The organism is Rathayibacter sp. CAU 1779, assembly GCF_054551755.1.
This window is the reverse complement of record NZ_JBTOLK010000003.1, coordinates 465,880-479,317: the sequence shown is the minus strand read 5'-3', so window position 1 is coordinate 479,317 and position 13,438 is coordinate 465,880. Positions and strand designations below refer to the sequence as shown.

Genomic DNA, 13,438 nt, shown 5'->3' with positions numbered 1-13,438 from the left:
CGCACGCGATCGAATTCAATGGAAGGTCCACGACTAAGCGTCGCGGACCATAACGATCCCCATCTCACCGCACAAACACGCGGCAAAACGGCCACCCCATCCACTCTTTTTGGCCTATAACCCGCAGTGGGACACCGTACGCGACTCGTGTTCTTCTCGTCCCCAAGACGGACGATGGTGTGATGTCCACGGATGTGCGGCTGGTCCGTAGGACGGGGTGCCACCGAACCTAGCGTCGCTGCATGTCCGTTCCGTCTCGAGTCCGATCAGCCCTCCCGTTCGTGCCACGACCATCGACAGCCACGCTGGGTGCCCCGACGATTCAGTCCGGCCCTGAGGTGGCGATCCAACGGCCACCGGACTCCGGAGAACGACTCGGTGGCAGCCGGGATGCGCTTCGGATCTCCGATCGTCTCCGAGCGCGCGGCTCCGGCGGCCACGTGGTCGTAGACCGTCCGCCACACCCCACGGCGTCCGGGGATAAGGCGGCCGGCGAAATGGCGTCGGGGTACTCGGCGTCGGGGGACGTGACCTCAGGAAGCACGGTCTCCGAGGGCCAGCTCAGATCCTCGCTGCTGGCGGATGAACCGGCAATGGACCGCGGAAGCGGACAGCTATCGGTCGAGTCAGGACAGACGTCCGGTGGTCAGCCGCTCGCGGAGCCCGACGGGCCGCCGATGGCCGATTGGTCGGCGTTCGGCCCTCTCGCGCCCTACGTCGCTGCCGACGGGGTGACGGACGTCCTGCTGAACGGAGCAGGCGGCCTCTGGGTCGACGACGGCCACGGCTGCGTGCGAGATCCGTCGTGGAGTTGCGACGAGCGGATGCTGCGCTCACTCGCCGTGCGACTCGTCGCGCTCGGCGGGCGCCACGTCGACGAAGCGAACCCCTTGGTGGACGTGCGGCTCGGGAACGGCATCCGCGTACACGTCGTGCTGCCGCCGATCTCGGAGTCCGGAACCCTCATCTCCATCCGTGTTCCTAGGCAGGATCGCTTCTCGCTCGACGAACTCGAGGCGGCCGGAATGCTCGGCGGCTATCGTCCGCTGCTCTCTGCTGCGATCTCGGCTCGCGCCAACCTCCTGATCACGGGCGCGGCCGGAAGCGGTAAGACGACTCTGCTCTCAGCCCTGCTGGCCGAGGCGGCCGAGTCGGAACGCATCGTGTGCATCGAGGACGTGGCTGAGTTGCGGGTGAGGCATCCGCACGTGATCGGGCTGGAGTCGCGGCAGGCGAACCTCGAGGGTGCCGGCTCGATCGGTCTGGAACGGCTCGTGCGTGAAGCGCTGCGGATGCGACCCGATCGCCTCGTCGTTGGTGAGTGTCGTGGAGCCGAGGTACGGGAACTCATGTCGGCGCTCAATACCGGTCACGACGGAGGGGCTGGGACCCTCCACGCCAATTCGATCGATGACGTGCCGGCACGACTGGAAGCGCTGGGAGCGCTCGCCGGATTGGATCCGCCGGCCCTCGCACGGCAAGCGGTCAGCGCGTTCGACGTCGTGGTCCATCTGCAACGGGTGGGTGGTCGTCGCGCTGTCGAGCGCTGCGGGATTTTCGAGATCGACCCGTTCGGACGGCTCTGCGTGAAGGAGACGATGCCATGACCGAGACCCGAAACCCGGGTGCTGGTCGGGTGGTTCGTGAGCCGGAGTCGGAGCCCGACCGCGTCATTGCACGTGGTCCTTCGAAGCGCCCCGAGCGCGCTGCTTCACGTGCACGGAGACCCGCGGTGGAGGACGTCGCCGATGTGGCGCAGAGGCTGGCGGTGCTGCTGACGGCGGGTGTGCCGACCTCGTTCGCGTGGGGATATCTCGCGGAGACGCTCGACGAACGCGGCACAGCCGGTGGCAAGGGAAGCGTCGCCGCCGTCGTGGTGTCGAGCGCGGCACGCGCCGCGCGCCGTGGGGGAGACGTTCCGTACGCCGTGGCGGCAGCCTCGTCCGGTCGCCGCGGCAGCCGCGCAGGCAGCGCGGATCGGACTGCCGTGCGAGAGGCCTGGGGCGGGTTCGCCGCAGCCGTCAGCGTCGCGACCGATGCCGGCGCGCCGCTCGCCGATGCGTTGAGAGACTTGGCGGGATCCCTGCGCGACCTGGGGCAGGCGCAACGCGATCGGACGACGGCGCTCGCCGGGCCGAGAGCCACGGCACGCACAGTGCTCGCGCTTCCCGCCGTCGGCATTCTGTTCGGGGCCGGTCTCGGATTCGACACACTCCGCGTGCTCTTCGCGACGCCGATGGGCATCGGATGCCTCGTGGTGGGCGCAGTCCTGATGCTCGCCGCCGCCGCATGGAACCGTGCGCTCCTGCGACGCGCCACGCCGAAGGACTCCCTGCCGGGGATGACGCCGGATCTCCTGGCCATCGCAATGTCGGGTGGTGGATCGGTGGCATCCGCGAAGGTGCGGGTCGGCAACGCTTGCGAACGTTTCGGCCTGCCATCCACGAACGACGCTGCAGTGGAATCAGTGCTGAACCTTGCGGAGCGGGCTGGCGTGGGGACCGTAGAACTCTTGCGCGCCGAGGCCGAGCAGTTGCGGCGGGACGCGCGGGGCGCGGCCCAGATGGCCTCCGCGGCACTCGCGGTGAGACTGATGATCCCGTTGGCGGTCTGCGTGCTGCCCGCCTTCATGGTGCTGTCGGTCGCACCGCTGGTGATGTCCATCCTGTCGTCCACAGTTCGGCAGATGTGACCGGTGTTCACGGATCGCACCATTCACCGGACGCGCCCGGCCCACTCCGAGGAGGCTCGTTGCGAGCGGCGAGCGGCGAGCGGCGAGCGGCGAGCGGCGGGTGCCCGACCTACCAGCAGGGCCTAGAACTGCGAGGCCGACCGTGATCGGTACGAGCGCGGATGTGATCCGCAAGATCCAGATGAGACGCGCGGATGCGATCCGCATGGCCGGAGCCGGTCCACGGCTCCGGCCACTCGCACTATCCCAAGAAACGAAGGAGAGAACGATGCCGGAGTATCCACTTCAGCCTGCGGCCTCAGGTAACCCTGGAGGCGGAGGCGACGTCAGGAGCGCGCCCAGCGCGAATCCACCTCGCGGAGCGCACCACGCCTTTCGTCGCCGTCGAGTCGACCCACGTGGATTCGCGCGACGGGTGCTGGCGGACGAGAGCGGATCCGCCACCGCGGAATACGCGGTGGCGACGATGGCCGCCGTCGGATTCGCCGGACTGCTGGTGTTGATCCTGCGGGGCGATGAGGTCCGGGGCATCCTCACCGACCTCGTGCGACGCGCGCTCACCGTGACCGATTGACATGGCCGCGCTGTTCATGCGTCGCAATGCCGGTGGGTGGTGCGTACATCATCGGGGTGAGAGAGGCAGCGTGACCGCCGAGTTCGCGGCCGTCGTGCCTGCGGCTTTGCTGGTGCTCGCATTCGGGATGGGAGCCGTTCAGGTGGTGGTCCAGCAGGCGCGTCTCACCGATGCCGCGGCCGACGGAGCTCGATCCCTTGCACGAGGCGATTCCGAGGCGACGGCGAGCGGCAACATCTCGGCCCTCGTCGGCACGGCGATGGTCTCAGTAGACCGACGAGACGACCTCGTCTGCGTCACGGTGCGCCAGGGTGCTGCCGGCCCCATCGCGCTCAGCGGTGTCAGCATCAGCGGAACGGGATGCGCGCTCGGCGATTCCGGCGCCGCCGATGCGCAAGGTGGCGCCGACGTGCGGGCCGCTGCCGGTGTGCGGGTCGCTGCCGCCGTGCGGGTCGCTGCCGACGTCCAGGGCGCATCGTGAAATATCAGGCGGTCGTCGTCCCGAACCGCTTCGGGAGGCGATGCTCGTCCGGTGCCCGGATATCGGGACCATCGGAACGGGGCTCGTCTACGATCCTGACGGTCGGACTCCTCGCGGCATTGGTTCTCACCTCCCTCGGGGCGCTCGGAGCGTGCGCGCTGCTCGCTGAGAAGCAGCACGTGGAGGCCGCCGCGGATGCTGCAGCGCTCGCCGCAGCTGATGCTGCCAGTGGACGTGTGGCCGGAGTCCCCTGCGAGCGAGCCTCTCGCGCGGCTCAGCTCAACAGCGCGGCCATCGACGGCTGCGACGTGGATGGCGCCATTGTCGAGGTCACCGCCGTCGGGTCGTGGGGCGGTGTGCCGATCACGGTTCGCGCGCGAGCGGGTCCGCCTTCAGCACGATGACGCGGCGGGATACCCCGGACGCGGACCGAGCTCTCAGTCGAAGACCGCCTCGATGTAGCGATAGTCGACGGCGGAGGGGCGGTCGGAATCGGCCGAGTCGGAGGCGAACTCCACCCCACCGGATCGGGAGTAGACGTAGCGCTTGTCGCCACTCGACGCAGAGATCTCCAGCCGCGGTTGCGGTTCCCCGGAGTCCAGGAAGTCCGTCGTGATGGTGCGCCCTTCGAGGGGCCCGTCGGTCAGTTTCGCGGTGTAGGCACCGTTCGTTGAAGTACCCATACGGCTATTGTCCCGCGAGGACGTGAAGGAGCAACCCCTTGAAACGCGCGGAGAACGCGCAGACAAGAGGAGAACGCGCGGAGAACGCGCAGAGAAGAGGAGAGCGCGCAAAGAAGAACGTGCAGACAAGAGGAGAACGCAAAAGAAGCGGACACACTCCGTTGGAGGACTCGGCTTCCGTTTTGGGTCGCTCCGATGTGAGCCGAGCCTGACTCCGGCTCGTCGAGGCGGGCACGTGCGGGATCAACGGCGGTTTCGTGCCGTTCTGAGGGTCTTTCGCTTCGAGCGTCGTGGTCCCGGACTCCCGTCGATGATTAGGTGGTCCGCCGGAGAACGTGTGTATGGTGTGCCTGATGAGCGGCGCTGCTCCACAGCACGACGGACCAGCGAAGCCATCGGGGGAGAGAGCGGGGGGCTGTCGGCGGACTCGCGTCTGGTGCGCGGGTTCGCGGATCCGGGCTCGCCGATGTCGCATCCTGATGCGTCCGACATGTCGGTCGTTACGTGTGGCGAGTGGATTGGCCTCGGTGACGAGCCGCACCGCGCATCCCCAAGAACTTCCGGGCGCAGCAGCCCGGCACGAAGCAACCAAGCAGTCGATATAAGGAGACAGGTGCCAGGGAACAAGCTGGTCATCGTCGAGTCGCCGACCAAGGTCAAGTCGATCGAGAAGTACCTGGGCGATGGGTACACGGTCGAGGCATCCGTCGGCCACATCCGCGATCTGATCGAACCGAAGGACATTCCTGCCGAGCGCAAGCGTGGCGCCTTCGGCCAGTTCGGCGTGGATGTCGACAACGACTTCGAGCCGTACTACGTGGTGTCCGACCGCGCGCGCAGCGTCGTCACCAAACTGAAGAAGCTGCTCAAGGGTGCGGACGAGCTCCTGCTCGCAACCGATGAGGACCGCGAGGGCGAAGCCATCGCGTGGCATCTGCTCGAAGAGCTCAAGCCCAAGGTGCCCGTCAAGCGCATGGTGTTCCACGAGATCACGAAGGACGCCATCGAAAAGGCCAAGGACAACACCCGTGACCTCGACATGGCGCTCGTCGACGCACAGGAGACGCGACGGATCCTCGACCGTCTGTACGGATACGAGGTGTCGCCCGTCCTGTGGCGCAAGGTGCGTCAGGGACTGTCAGCTGGTCGCGTTCAGTCACCGGCCACCCGGCTCGTCGTCGACAGGGAGCGCGAGCGCATGGCGTTCGTGTCGGCTTCGTATTGGGATCTGTCGGCGCAGCTCGCTCCTGCTCGGGACGAGACATCGTTCCCGGCACGTCTGAGCCGAGTCGATGGCGAGCGGGTGGCATCGGGGCGCGACTTCGACGACCGCGGAGCGCTCAAGAGCCAGGCGCATGTGTTCGATGAGGCGTCGGCGTCAGCCCTGGCCGACGCCCTCAAGCAACCGTCAACGACAGTGACGGTGCGCAAGCTCGAGACGAAGCCGTTCACGCGTCGTCCGACCGCTCCGTTCACCACCTCGACGCTGCAGCAGGAAGCGGCTCGCAAGCTCCGCTTCACCGCACGCCAGACCATGAGCGTCGCCCAGTCTCTCTATGAGAACGGGCACATCACCTACATGCGAACCGACTCGACTGCATTGTCGACGCAGGCGGTGAGCGCGGCGCGTGCACAGGCGACGGCGCTCTACGGGGCGGATTCCATTCCTGCGTCCCCTCGCAGTTACGCGAACAAGAGCAAGAACGCACAGGAAGCGCACGAGGCCATCCGTCCTGCTCGGGACACGTGGCGGACGCCTGCTCAGATGGCATCCGTGTTGCACGGCAATGATCTGCGGCTGTTCGAGCTCATCTGGAAGCGCACCGTCGCGTCACAGATGGCGGACGCGAAGGGGCAGACCGCCTCGGTCACCATGGAGGCGGCCGTCACCGAAGGCGCACTCGACGGGACCGTCGCAGAGCTGGTCGCCAGCGGAACGGTGATCACGTTCCGCGGCTTCATGCTCGCGTACGAGGAGAGCAGGGACGAGGAGCGCAATGCGGATGCTCCGCCGTCCGAAGCGAAGCTTCCTCCGCTCACTGAGGGCCAGAGCCTCGTCGTCGCCGAGGTCGAGGCCAAGGGCCACGAGACCTCACCGCCACCGCGCTATACGGAGGCGAGTCTCGTGAAGCGCATGGAGGAACTCGGAGTCGGCCGTCCGTCGACCTATGCGGCGATCATCTCGACCATCGTGGATCGCGGCTATGTGGCGGCGCAGGGTCAGGCGCTCGTGCCGAACTGGATCGCGTTCGCGGTGGTCCGGCTGCTCGAGGACCACTTCGGCGATCTCGTCGCCTACGACTTCACCGCCGATCTCGAGAACGACCTCGACAGGATCGCGGACGGTGACGCTACGCGCGCCGATTGGCTCAAGGGCTTCTACTTCGGCGCCGCGGATCACAAGGGTCTTCGCCAGGTCGTCGACAATCTCGGTGAGATCGACGCCCGCGAGATCAACTCCGTGCGTATCGCAGACGACATCACGCTGCGCATCGGGCGGTACGGACCGTACCTCGAGGTGATCGATCCCGATGCGGGGCCGGATGCCACGCCGCGGCGCGTGAACATCCCGCAGGATCTCGCACCGGACGAGCTCACAGCGGCCAAGGCCCGCGAACTCATCGAGGCGCCCGTTCAGTCCGACCGAGAGCTTGGCGTGAACCCGGCGAACGGCAAGCTCGTCGTCGTGAAGGACGGTCGATTCGGTCCTTATGTAACGGAGGTTGAGGCGGAAATCGAGCCGGTCCCCGACTCGGTGGACATCACAGATGCCGTCGACGAGGTCGTCGACCTCGAGACGGGCGAGGTGCGAGCCACCAAGAAGAAGGCGGCGAAGCCTGCCAAGGCCGCGAAAGCAGCGGACAAGCCGCGCACGGCATCCCTCTTCAAATCGATGGATCCGGCGACGGTCGACTTCGAGACAGCACTGCGCCTTCTGGATCTGCCTCGGACCGTCGGGGACGACCCGGAGTCCGGCGAGCCGATTCTGGCCCAGAACGGCCGGTACGGCGCCTACCTGAAGAAGGGCGCCGACACGCGGTCGCTCCCGGGCGAGGACGACATCTTCACGATCGATCTCGCCGGCGCGCTCGAGCTCTTCGCCCAGCCGAAGTACGGAGCACGGCGTTCGTCGAGCGCCCTGAAGGAATTCGACGCTGATCCGGTGAGCGGCAAGCCGGTGCGGGTCAAGGACGGCCGATTCGGTCCGTATGTGACCGACGGCGAGACGAACGCCACGATTCCGCGCGGCGAATCCGTCGACGACGTCGACTTCGAACGTGCCAAGCAGCTCCTCGCAGACAAGCGCGCAAAGGGTCCGGCGAAGCGGACGACCACGCGGCGCACCACGTCGAAGTCGTCGTCGGCGGCTACAAAATCCACGGCCGCGAAGTCGGCAGGAACGAAGGCCACGACCGCGAGGGCCTCGACGGCGAAGGGCACGACCGCGAAATCCTCGTCGGCGGCATCGACGGCCACGCGGACGACGAAGACGTCCACGAGGACCGTCGCGAAGACGACGACCGCGAAACCGACTGCAAGGAAGACGACAGCCGCGAGGACCGCGAAGTCGTCGACCGCGAAGTCGACAGTGACGAAGCCGGCCGGCGAGGACTCGTGACGGGCAAGGAGCAGGAGGCGGTCCCGTCCGCGACCGATCAGGACGGGGCATCCGCTCGCCCGCGCGGGCTCTTCATCACGTTCGAGGGTGGAGACGGGTCTGGCAAGTCGACGCAGTCCAGGCTGCTCGCCGAGCACCTCCGCAACGGGGGACATACCGTGCTGCACACTCGGGAGCCAGGAGGCACGGAGGTGGGTCACGAGATCCGCGAGCTCGTGCTGCATCATCGTGGCGACATCGTTCCGCGCGCCGAGGCGCTCCTCTATGCTGCTGACCGCGCGCATCACGTTGAGACGGTGGTCCGCCCGGCACTCGCTTCTGGCGTGACAGTGGTGCAAGACCGCTACCTCGACTCGTCCGTCGCGTATCAGGGCGTCGGCCGCGAGCTGGACGCTGCGGAGATCCGCGAGCTCTCGCTGTGGGCGACCGAGGGCCTGCTGCCCGACCTCACCGTGCTGCTCGACCTCGACGAGGCGGATGCCCGCAGCCGCCTCGACGCCGCGAACAAGCGTTTCGATCGGCTGGAGGCGCAAGGTTCGGAGTTCCACGCACGTGTGAGAACGGCGTTCCTCGCGCTGGCCGAAGTGGAGAGCAGCCGATTTCTGGTGGTCGACGGATCAGAGCCCTCGCCCGACCTCGCCGTGCAGATCGCGGAGCGGGTGGACGAGCTACTCGCCGAGCGCGGAATCGGGCCGGCGTCGCCGGCATCCGGCAGTGACGTCCGTACCGGGTAGCGTCGAACCATGCCGGTAGCCCAGATGTCCGTGTGGGACGACCTCGCCGGACAGCCGGAGGCCATCGCGTCGTTGCGTGCGGCGGCTGCGGCGACGGCATCCGCCGCGATGACGCACGCCTGGCTCATCACCGGGCCGCCCGGATCCGGTCGGTCGAACCTCGCCTACGCGTTCGCCGCTGCACTGCTCAGTTCGGATGGCGCTGACGGCGATCCCGTCACGACGCGCGAGGTGCAGGCGAGGACGCATCCGGATCTCGCTGTGCTCAGCACGGAACGGGTCATCATCTCGATCGACGAGGTGCGCTCGCTCGTCTCGAGTTCGCAGTTCTCGCCATCCGTGAGCCGGTACCGCGTGATGGTCATCGAAGACGCCGACCGCATGTCGGAGCGCACCTCCAACGTGCTGCTCAAGGCTCTCGAAGAGCCGCCGGAGCGTACGGTCTGGATCCTCTGCGCACCCAGCGACGCAGATCTCCTGCCCACTATCAGGTCGAGGGTGCGGACCGTCCGTCTTCGGGTGCCGTCGGTCGCGGACGTCGCCGAGCTCATCGAGCACCGGGACGGCGTCGCCGCCGAGATCGCCGAACGTGCCGCGCGCCACGCGCAGAGTCACATCGGCATGGCTCATCGGCTTGCGACGAACACCGAAGCCAGGGAACGACGCGAGGAGACCCTCGAGCTCGCACTGGGCATCCGCACCGTCGCCGACGTGATAGCCGGGGCGGCCAGGCTGATCGAGATCGCAGGAGCGGATGCCAAGGCCATCACCGAGGAGCGCGACGCCGAAGAGCGTGCACATGCGCTGCAGTCGCTCGGAGTGCAGGAGGGCGGAACGATCCCGCCACAGCTCCGCAGCCAGCTGCGGCAGCTGGAGGAAGACCAGAAACGACGAGCGACGCGTAGTCTGCGCGACGGCATCGACCGCATTCTCACCGACCTGCTCTCGCTGTATCGGGACATCCTGACGCTGCAGATCGGCGCAGGAGCGAACCTGGTCAACGTGGAGCTGGAGGAGCGGCTGGCGATGTCGGCACGCACGTCGACGGCCGCGCAGACACTGGCGACCATGGATGCCGTGCAGACCGCTCGTGAGCGGATCGAGAGCAATGTCGCGCCGGCACTCGCACTCGAGGCGATGCTGGTTTCGGCGCGACGGCCGAGGAACCCCGAAGGGGAAAGGGAGACCCGATGACGAGCTCGAGGCGCTGGTGGCGCACGGGGGTGGTGGTGGCGATCGCCGCCGTCGTCTCCCTGACCCTGAGCGGATGCTTCCCCGCGGCACGTCCGCCGGCCACCTCGACTCCCCGCGCCGAAAAGGTCGCGACGGCGTTGCAGCCGTTCTACGACCAGCAGCTCGACTGGAGCACCTGCGGCAAGTTCCAGTGCGCAGATGCGAAGGTTCCGCTGGACTGGTCCGATCCTGGATCGGGCAGCGTGAAACTTGCTCTGATCAGGCATTATGCAACGGGCAAACGCCTCGGATCGCTGCTCGTGAACCCCGGCGGCCCTGGCGGATCCGGCGTGGACTTCGTCAAGAACTCGCTCGACTACGCGGTCGACACGAACCTGCAGCAGCACTACGACATCGTGGGCTTCGACCCACGCGGTGTCGGATCGTCCACCGCAGTGAAGTGCTACGGCCCCAAGCAGATGGACGACTACCTGTTCGGCATCACGCCCGGGCAGCGTGGATCCGATCAGTGGATCGCCGAATCGACGCAGCAGGCGGCGAGCTTCGCTGCCGCATGCAAGCAGAACACCGGCTCGCTGCTGGGCGAGGTCGGGACCTCGAGCGCAGCCCGTGACCTCGACGTGCTCCGCGCCGTGCTCGGGGACGCCAAGCTCAACTACCTCGGCTATTCGTACGGAACGCTGCTCGGGGCGACCTACGCGGGGCTGTATCCGAAGAAGGTCGGTCGCATGGTGCTCGACGGAGCGCTCGACCCGGCCTCCTCGAACTTCGACGTGAATCTCGGTCAGTCCAAGGGCTTCGAGTCGGAACTCACGTCCTATCTCACGGACTGCCTGAAGCGGAAGGGATGCCCGTTCTCCGGATCCGTGGACAACGCGCTCTCCACGGTGTCGAACCTGCTGGCATCCCTGGATGCGAGCCCGATCCGCAACTCGGACGGCCGCGAGCTCGGCGCGAACACCATGGTCACCGCGATCATCTACCCGCTTTACGACTCGAGTGCGTGGAGCGCACTCGACAAGCTCTTCGAAGACGTCATGCAGGGAAGCGCGCGGGTGGCCTTCATTCTCGCGGACGCCTACTACGACCGGAATTCGGATGGCTCGTATTCGGACAACTCGACCGAGGCCTTCGTCTCGATCAACTGCCTCGACTATTCGGTGGATGCGAGCCCGGCAAGCATGCGCGTGCAGGCGGCGGAGTTGACCAAGGCGGCACCGGTGATCGGTCCCTACATGTCGTACGGCGACATCGGCTGCGCGGTCTGGCCGTATAAGCCGACTCGCACAGAGGGCCCGATCCACGCAGCCGGCGCTGCGCCCATCCTCGTCGTCGGCACGACGGGCGATCCAGCGACTCCGTACCAATGGGCGGTCAACCTGTCGAAGCAACTCGACAGCGGCCACCTGATCACGTATCACGGGCACGGTCACACGGCGTACAACAAGTCCAACTCGTGCGTGAACGATGCGGTGGACTCCTTCTTCGTGCAGGGGACGGTGCCGAAGACCGATCCGGAGTGCTGATAGTTGCACCCACTGCAATACTGGGGGCGTGGATCTCGTCGGTGACGCTGCGGTGGCACAGGGAGGCGTGCGCGAACGCAAGCGGCTCGCTACCCGGAATGCCATCCAGCACGCCGTGCTGACGCTCTCGCTGGAACGCGGATTCGACGGGGTCACGGTCGAGGAGATCAGCCACGCCGCAGGCGTGTCACCGCGCACCTTCTTCAACTACTTCCCGACGAAAGAGGCGGCGGTCCTCGGCGACGTGCCCGAGATGCCGCACGGCGAGCCCGTTGAGCGGTTTCTGGAAGCCGGGCCGGACCAGCCGATCCTGGACGGCATCCGCGATCTCCTGATCTCGACGGTGGACGACGAGGCGAATGTCGGCCACGCGGATACCGAAGCGCTCCGTCGGCGGCTGTTGCGCGAGCATCCGTATCTCTTCACGCTGCGCATGGCCAGCATGAAGCAGCTCGAGCTCGAGCTCGGATCGGTCATCGAGCGGCGCCTGGTGCGTGATCATCCGGATTCCTCCGACGACCTGGAGCGGCTGCACAGCAGGGCGCGTCTCGTGACGTACGTGGCGTTCGCGGCGATCCGTCACGCGTGGTCGTGCTGGGCGGAGGGCGGCGGCCGGGGATCGCTGAGCGAGAGACTCGTCGCCTCGTTCGCAGAACTGCAGTCGCTGGTGCGCGAGCACGTGTGAGCAGCGGCCGGGAGATGGTCGGAACCGCTTCCGGAATCCGGTAAGCTTTCATGCTGTGCGCGCGGGAGACCGCGTCACGCCGCCTTAGCTCAGTCGGCAGAGCGATTCACTCGTAATGAATAGGTCAAGGGTTCGATTCCCTTAGGCGGCTCCACCAGAAGATTGGCCCCGGAAGGGGCCAATCGTGATTCCGGGAAGCGCAAATTCGGCGGTCGCCGTATCGTAGTTCAACTGGCGCGTGCGCCGTGCAGGAACATCGATGATACGGCGGCGGCAGTGTCTTCGATGCCACCGCGGCCAGTCGTCGTCGTGTCCAGTGCCGCTCTGATCAGGCCGGAGAACAGGTCCAGCTGTACCTCAGCGGGAAGGTCCTGCCTGAGGGAGCCGTCCGCGAATCCTCGGCGGAACAGCGCGCGCATCGGCTCTGTCACCCTGGCGTCAAAGTCCGGATACGTCTTGCTGTACGTGGCGCTGTCTGCGCTCAGCGCGGCGAACTTGCCGCCCGTGGCGAGGATGGCGCGAGCGAGACGTGCCACTGCCTCGTCGAAGGAGGCCGAGTCCAGGTTGGCTTCCGCGATCCGCGTCGCAAGCTCCTGGACGCTCGCCGCCGCCATCGCGTTGAGCAGGTCCTCTCGGCTCGGGAAATACCGGTAGAGCGTCGCGCGGCTGATTCCGGCGGACGCCGCGATCTCATCCATGCCGGCGGCTTCTCCGCGCGTGGTGAGGAGCTTCGCCGCGCCGTCGATGATGGCGGCCTGTGTTCGCAGACGTGATGCCTCGCCCTTGGTCATCCTCGGGTCCTCGATGTCGATGTGATGCGAGTGTATGCAATCTAGACGGTCGAGATGGTTAATGAGACACTGATGTCTCTATATGGTACAAAAGTGTTCGTTTGGAGAGTCATGTACGCACGAGTGCAAACCATCCATCAGCCGGCTGAGAAGCTCGACGCACTTGCGAAGCTCGCGCACGAGCAGCTCGCTGCGGCGCCCGAACTGCCCGGATTCCGAGACCTCTACTACCTCGTCGACCGCGACAACGGAAAGGCGCTGGTGATCTCGTTCTGGGACACCGAAGCCGACGTGCGGCACCTGGAAGCCAACAACGCATCGGTGCGGGAGCAGGTCAAGGCGGAGGCCAGACTCGAGTCGCCGATATCCGAGGTGTTCGAGGTCGCAGTCGGACCCTGATCGAGAACCGATCCGGCGCGGCCACTGCCGCCCTAGGTCACGCGCGGTGCGCTCCTTGCC

At 66.8% G+C, this 13,438-nt stretch carries 13 protein-coding genes and 1 tRNA gene; 12 read left to right on the top strand and 2 right to left on the bottom strand.

Annotated features, from left to right (window positions below; translation table 11 throughout):
• The first annotated feature begins 677 nt into the window (after positions 1-677).
• From ACX9R5_RS16305 to ACX9R5_RS16285, 5 genes are all read left to right on the top strand, one after another.
• Positions 678-1,607 carry a TadA family conjugal transfer-associated ATPase gene (locus ACX9R5_RS16305; RefSeq protein WP_459410093.1) on the top strand — a complete coding sequence of 310 codons (930 nt, stop codon included), beginning with the start codon at positions 678-680 and terminating at the stop codon, positions 1,605-1,607.
• 125 nt (positions 1,608-1,732) lie between these two features.
• Positions 1,733-2,692 carry a type II secretion system F family protein gene (locus ACX9R5_RS16300; protein WP_459410092.1) on the top strand — a complete coding sequence of 320 codons (960 nt, stop codon included), beginning with the start codon at positions 1,733-1,735 and terminating at the stop codon, positions 2,690-2,692.
• 415 nt (positions 2,693-3,107) lie between these two features.
• A complete protein-coding gene (locus ACX9R5_RS16295; protein ID WP_459410091.1) occupies positions 3,108-3,266 on the top strand; it encodes a DUF4244 domain-containing protein in 159 nt (52 codons plus the stop codon).
• Positions 3,267-3,336: 70 nt separating this feature from the next.
• Entirely contained in the window at positions 3,337-3,747 is a 411-nt protein-coding gene (locus ACX9R5_RS16290) for a TadE family type IV pilus minor pilin (RefSeq protein WP_459410090.1), read from the top strand.
• Positions 3,744-4,151 carry an Rv3654c family TadE-like protein gene (locus ACX9R5_RS16285; RefSeq protein WP_459410089.1) on the top strand — a complete coding sequence of 136 codons (408 nt, stop codon included), beginning with the start codon at positions 3,744-3,746 and terminating at the stop codon, positions 4,149-4,151. Before ACX9R5_RS16290 ends, ACX9R5_RS16285 begins: the two co-directional genes overlap by 4 nt.
• 33 nt (positions 4,152-4,184) lie before the next feature.
• Here ACX9R5_RS16285 and ACX9R5_RS16280 read toward each other — a convergent pair whose 3' ends face one another.
• Positions 4,185-4,430 carry a hypothetical protein gene (locus ACX9R5_RS16280; RefSeq protein ID WP_459410088.1) on the bottom strand — a complete coding sequence of 82 codons (246 nt, stop codon included), beginning with the start codon at positions 4,428-4,430 and terminating at the stop codon, positions 4,185-4,187.
• 613 nt (positions 4,431-5,043) lie between these two features.
• On the opposite strand from ACX9R5_RS16280, the gene topA reads away from it, so the two are divergent.
• The 6 genes from topA to ACX9R5_RS16250 all read left to right on the top strand — a co-directional run bounded on the left by topA (position 5,044) and on the right by ACX9R5_RS16250 (position 12,342).
• Positions 5,044-8,049 (top strand): type I DNA topoisomerase, encoded by a 3,006-nt coding sequence (gene topA, locus ACX9R5_RS16275; protein ID WP_459410087.1) that lies wholly within the window; start codon positions 5,044-5,046, stop codon positions 8,047-8,049.
• Positions 8,050-8,123: 74 nt separating this feature from the next.
• Positions 8,124-8,783, top strand: coding sequence for a dTMP kinase (gene tmk / locus ACX9R5_RS16270; RefSeq protein ID WP_459410111.1), 660 nt, complete (start codon positions 8,124-8,126; stop codon positions 8,781-8,783).
• A 24-nt stretch (positions 8,784-8,807) separates the two neighbouring features.
• Positions 8,808-9,977: a DNA polymerase III subunit delta' gene (locus tag ACX9R5_RS16265; RefSeq protein ID WP_459410110.1), complete on the top strand. Its 1,170-nt coding sequence runs from the start codon at positions 8,808-8,810 to the stop codon at positions 9,975-9,977.
• The gene (locus ACX9R5_RS16260; RefSeq protein WP_459410086.1) at positions 9,974-11,503 is read left to right on the top strand and encodes an alpha/beta hydrolase; all 1,530 of its coding nucleotides are present in this window, start codon (positions 9,974-9,976) and stop codon (positions 11,501-11,503) included. Before ACX9R5_RS16265 ends, ACX9R5_RS16260 begins: the two co-directional genes overlap by 4 nt.
• Before the next feature lie 28 nt (positions 11,504-11,531).
• Positions 11,532-12,188, top strand: coding sequence for a TetR family transcriptional regulator (locus ACX9R5_RS16255; protein WP_459410085.1), 657 nt, complete (start codon positions 11,532-11,534; stop codon positions 12,186-12,188).
• A 78-nt stretch (positions 12,189-12,266) separates the two neighbouring features.
• Positions 12,267-12,342, top strand: a tRNA-Thr gene (locus ACX9R5_RS16250).
• A gap of 73 nt (positions 12,343-12,415) precedes the next feature.
• Here ACX9R5_RS16250 and ACX9R5_RS16245 read toward each other — a convergent pair.
• Positions 12,416-12,979 (bottom strand): TetR/AcrR family transcriptional regulator, encoded by a 564-nt coding sequence (locus tag ACX9R5_RS16245; RefSeq protein WP_459410084.1) that lies wholly within the window; start codon positions 12,977-12,979, stop codon positions 12,416-12,418.
• A gap of 111 nt (positions 12,980-13,090) precedes the next feature.
• Between ACX9R5_RS16245 and ACX9R5_RS16240 the strand changes: the two genes are divergently transcribed.
• Positions 13,091-13,378 (top strand): antibiotic biosynthesis monooxygenase family protein, encoded by a 288-nt coding sequence (locus tag ACX9R5_RS16240; protein WP_459410083.1) that lies wholly within the window; start codon positions 13,091-13,093, stop codon positions 13,376-13,378.
• Positions 13,379-13,438: the final 60 nt, after the last annotated feature.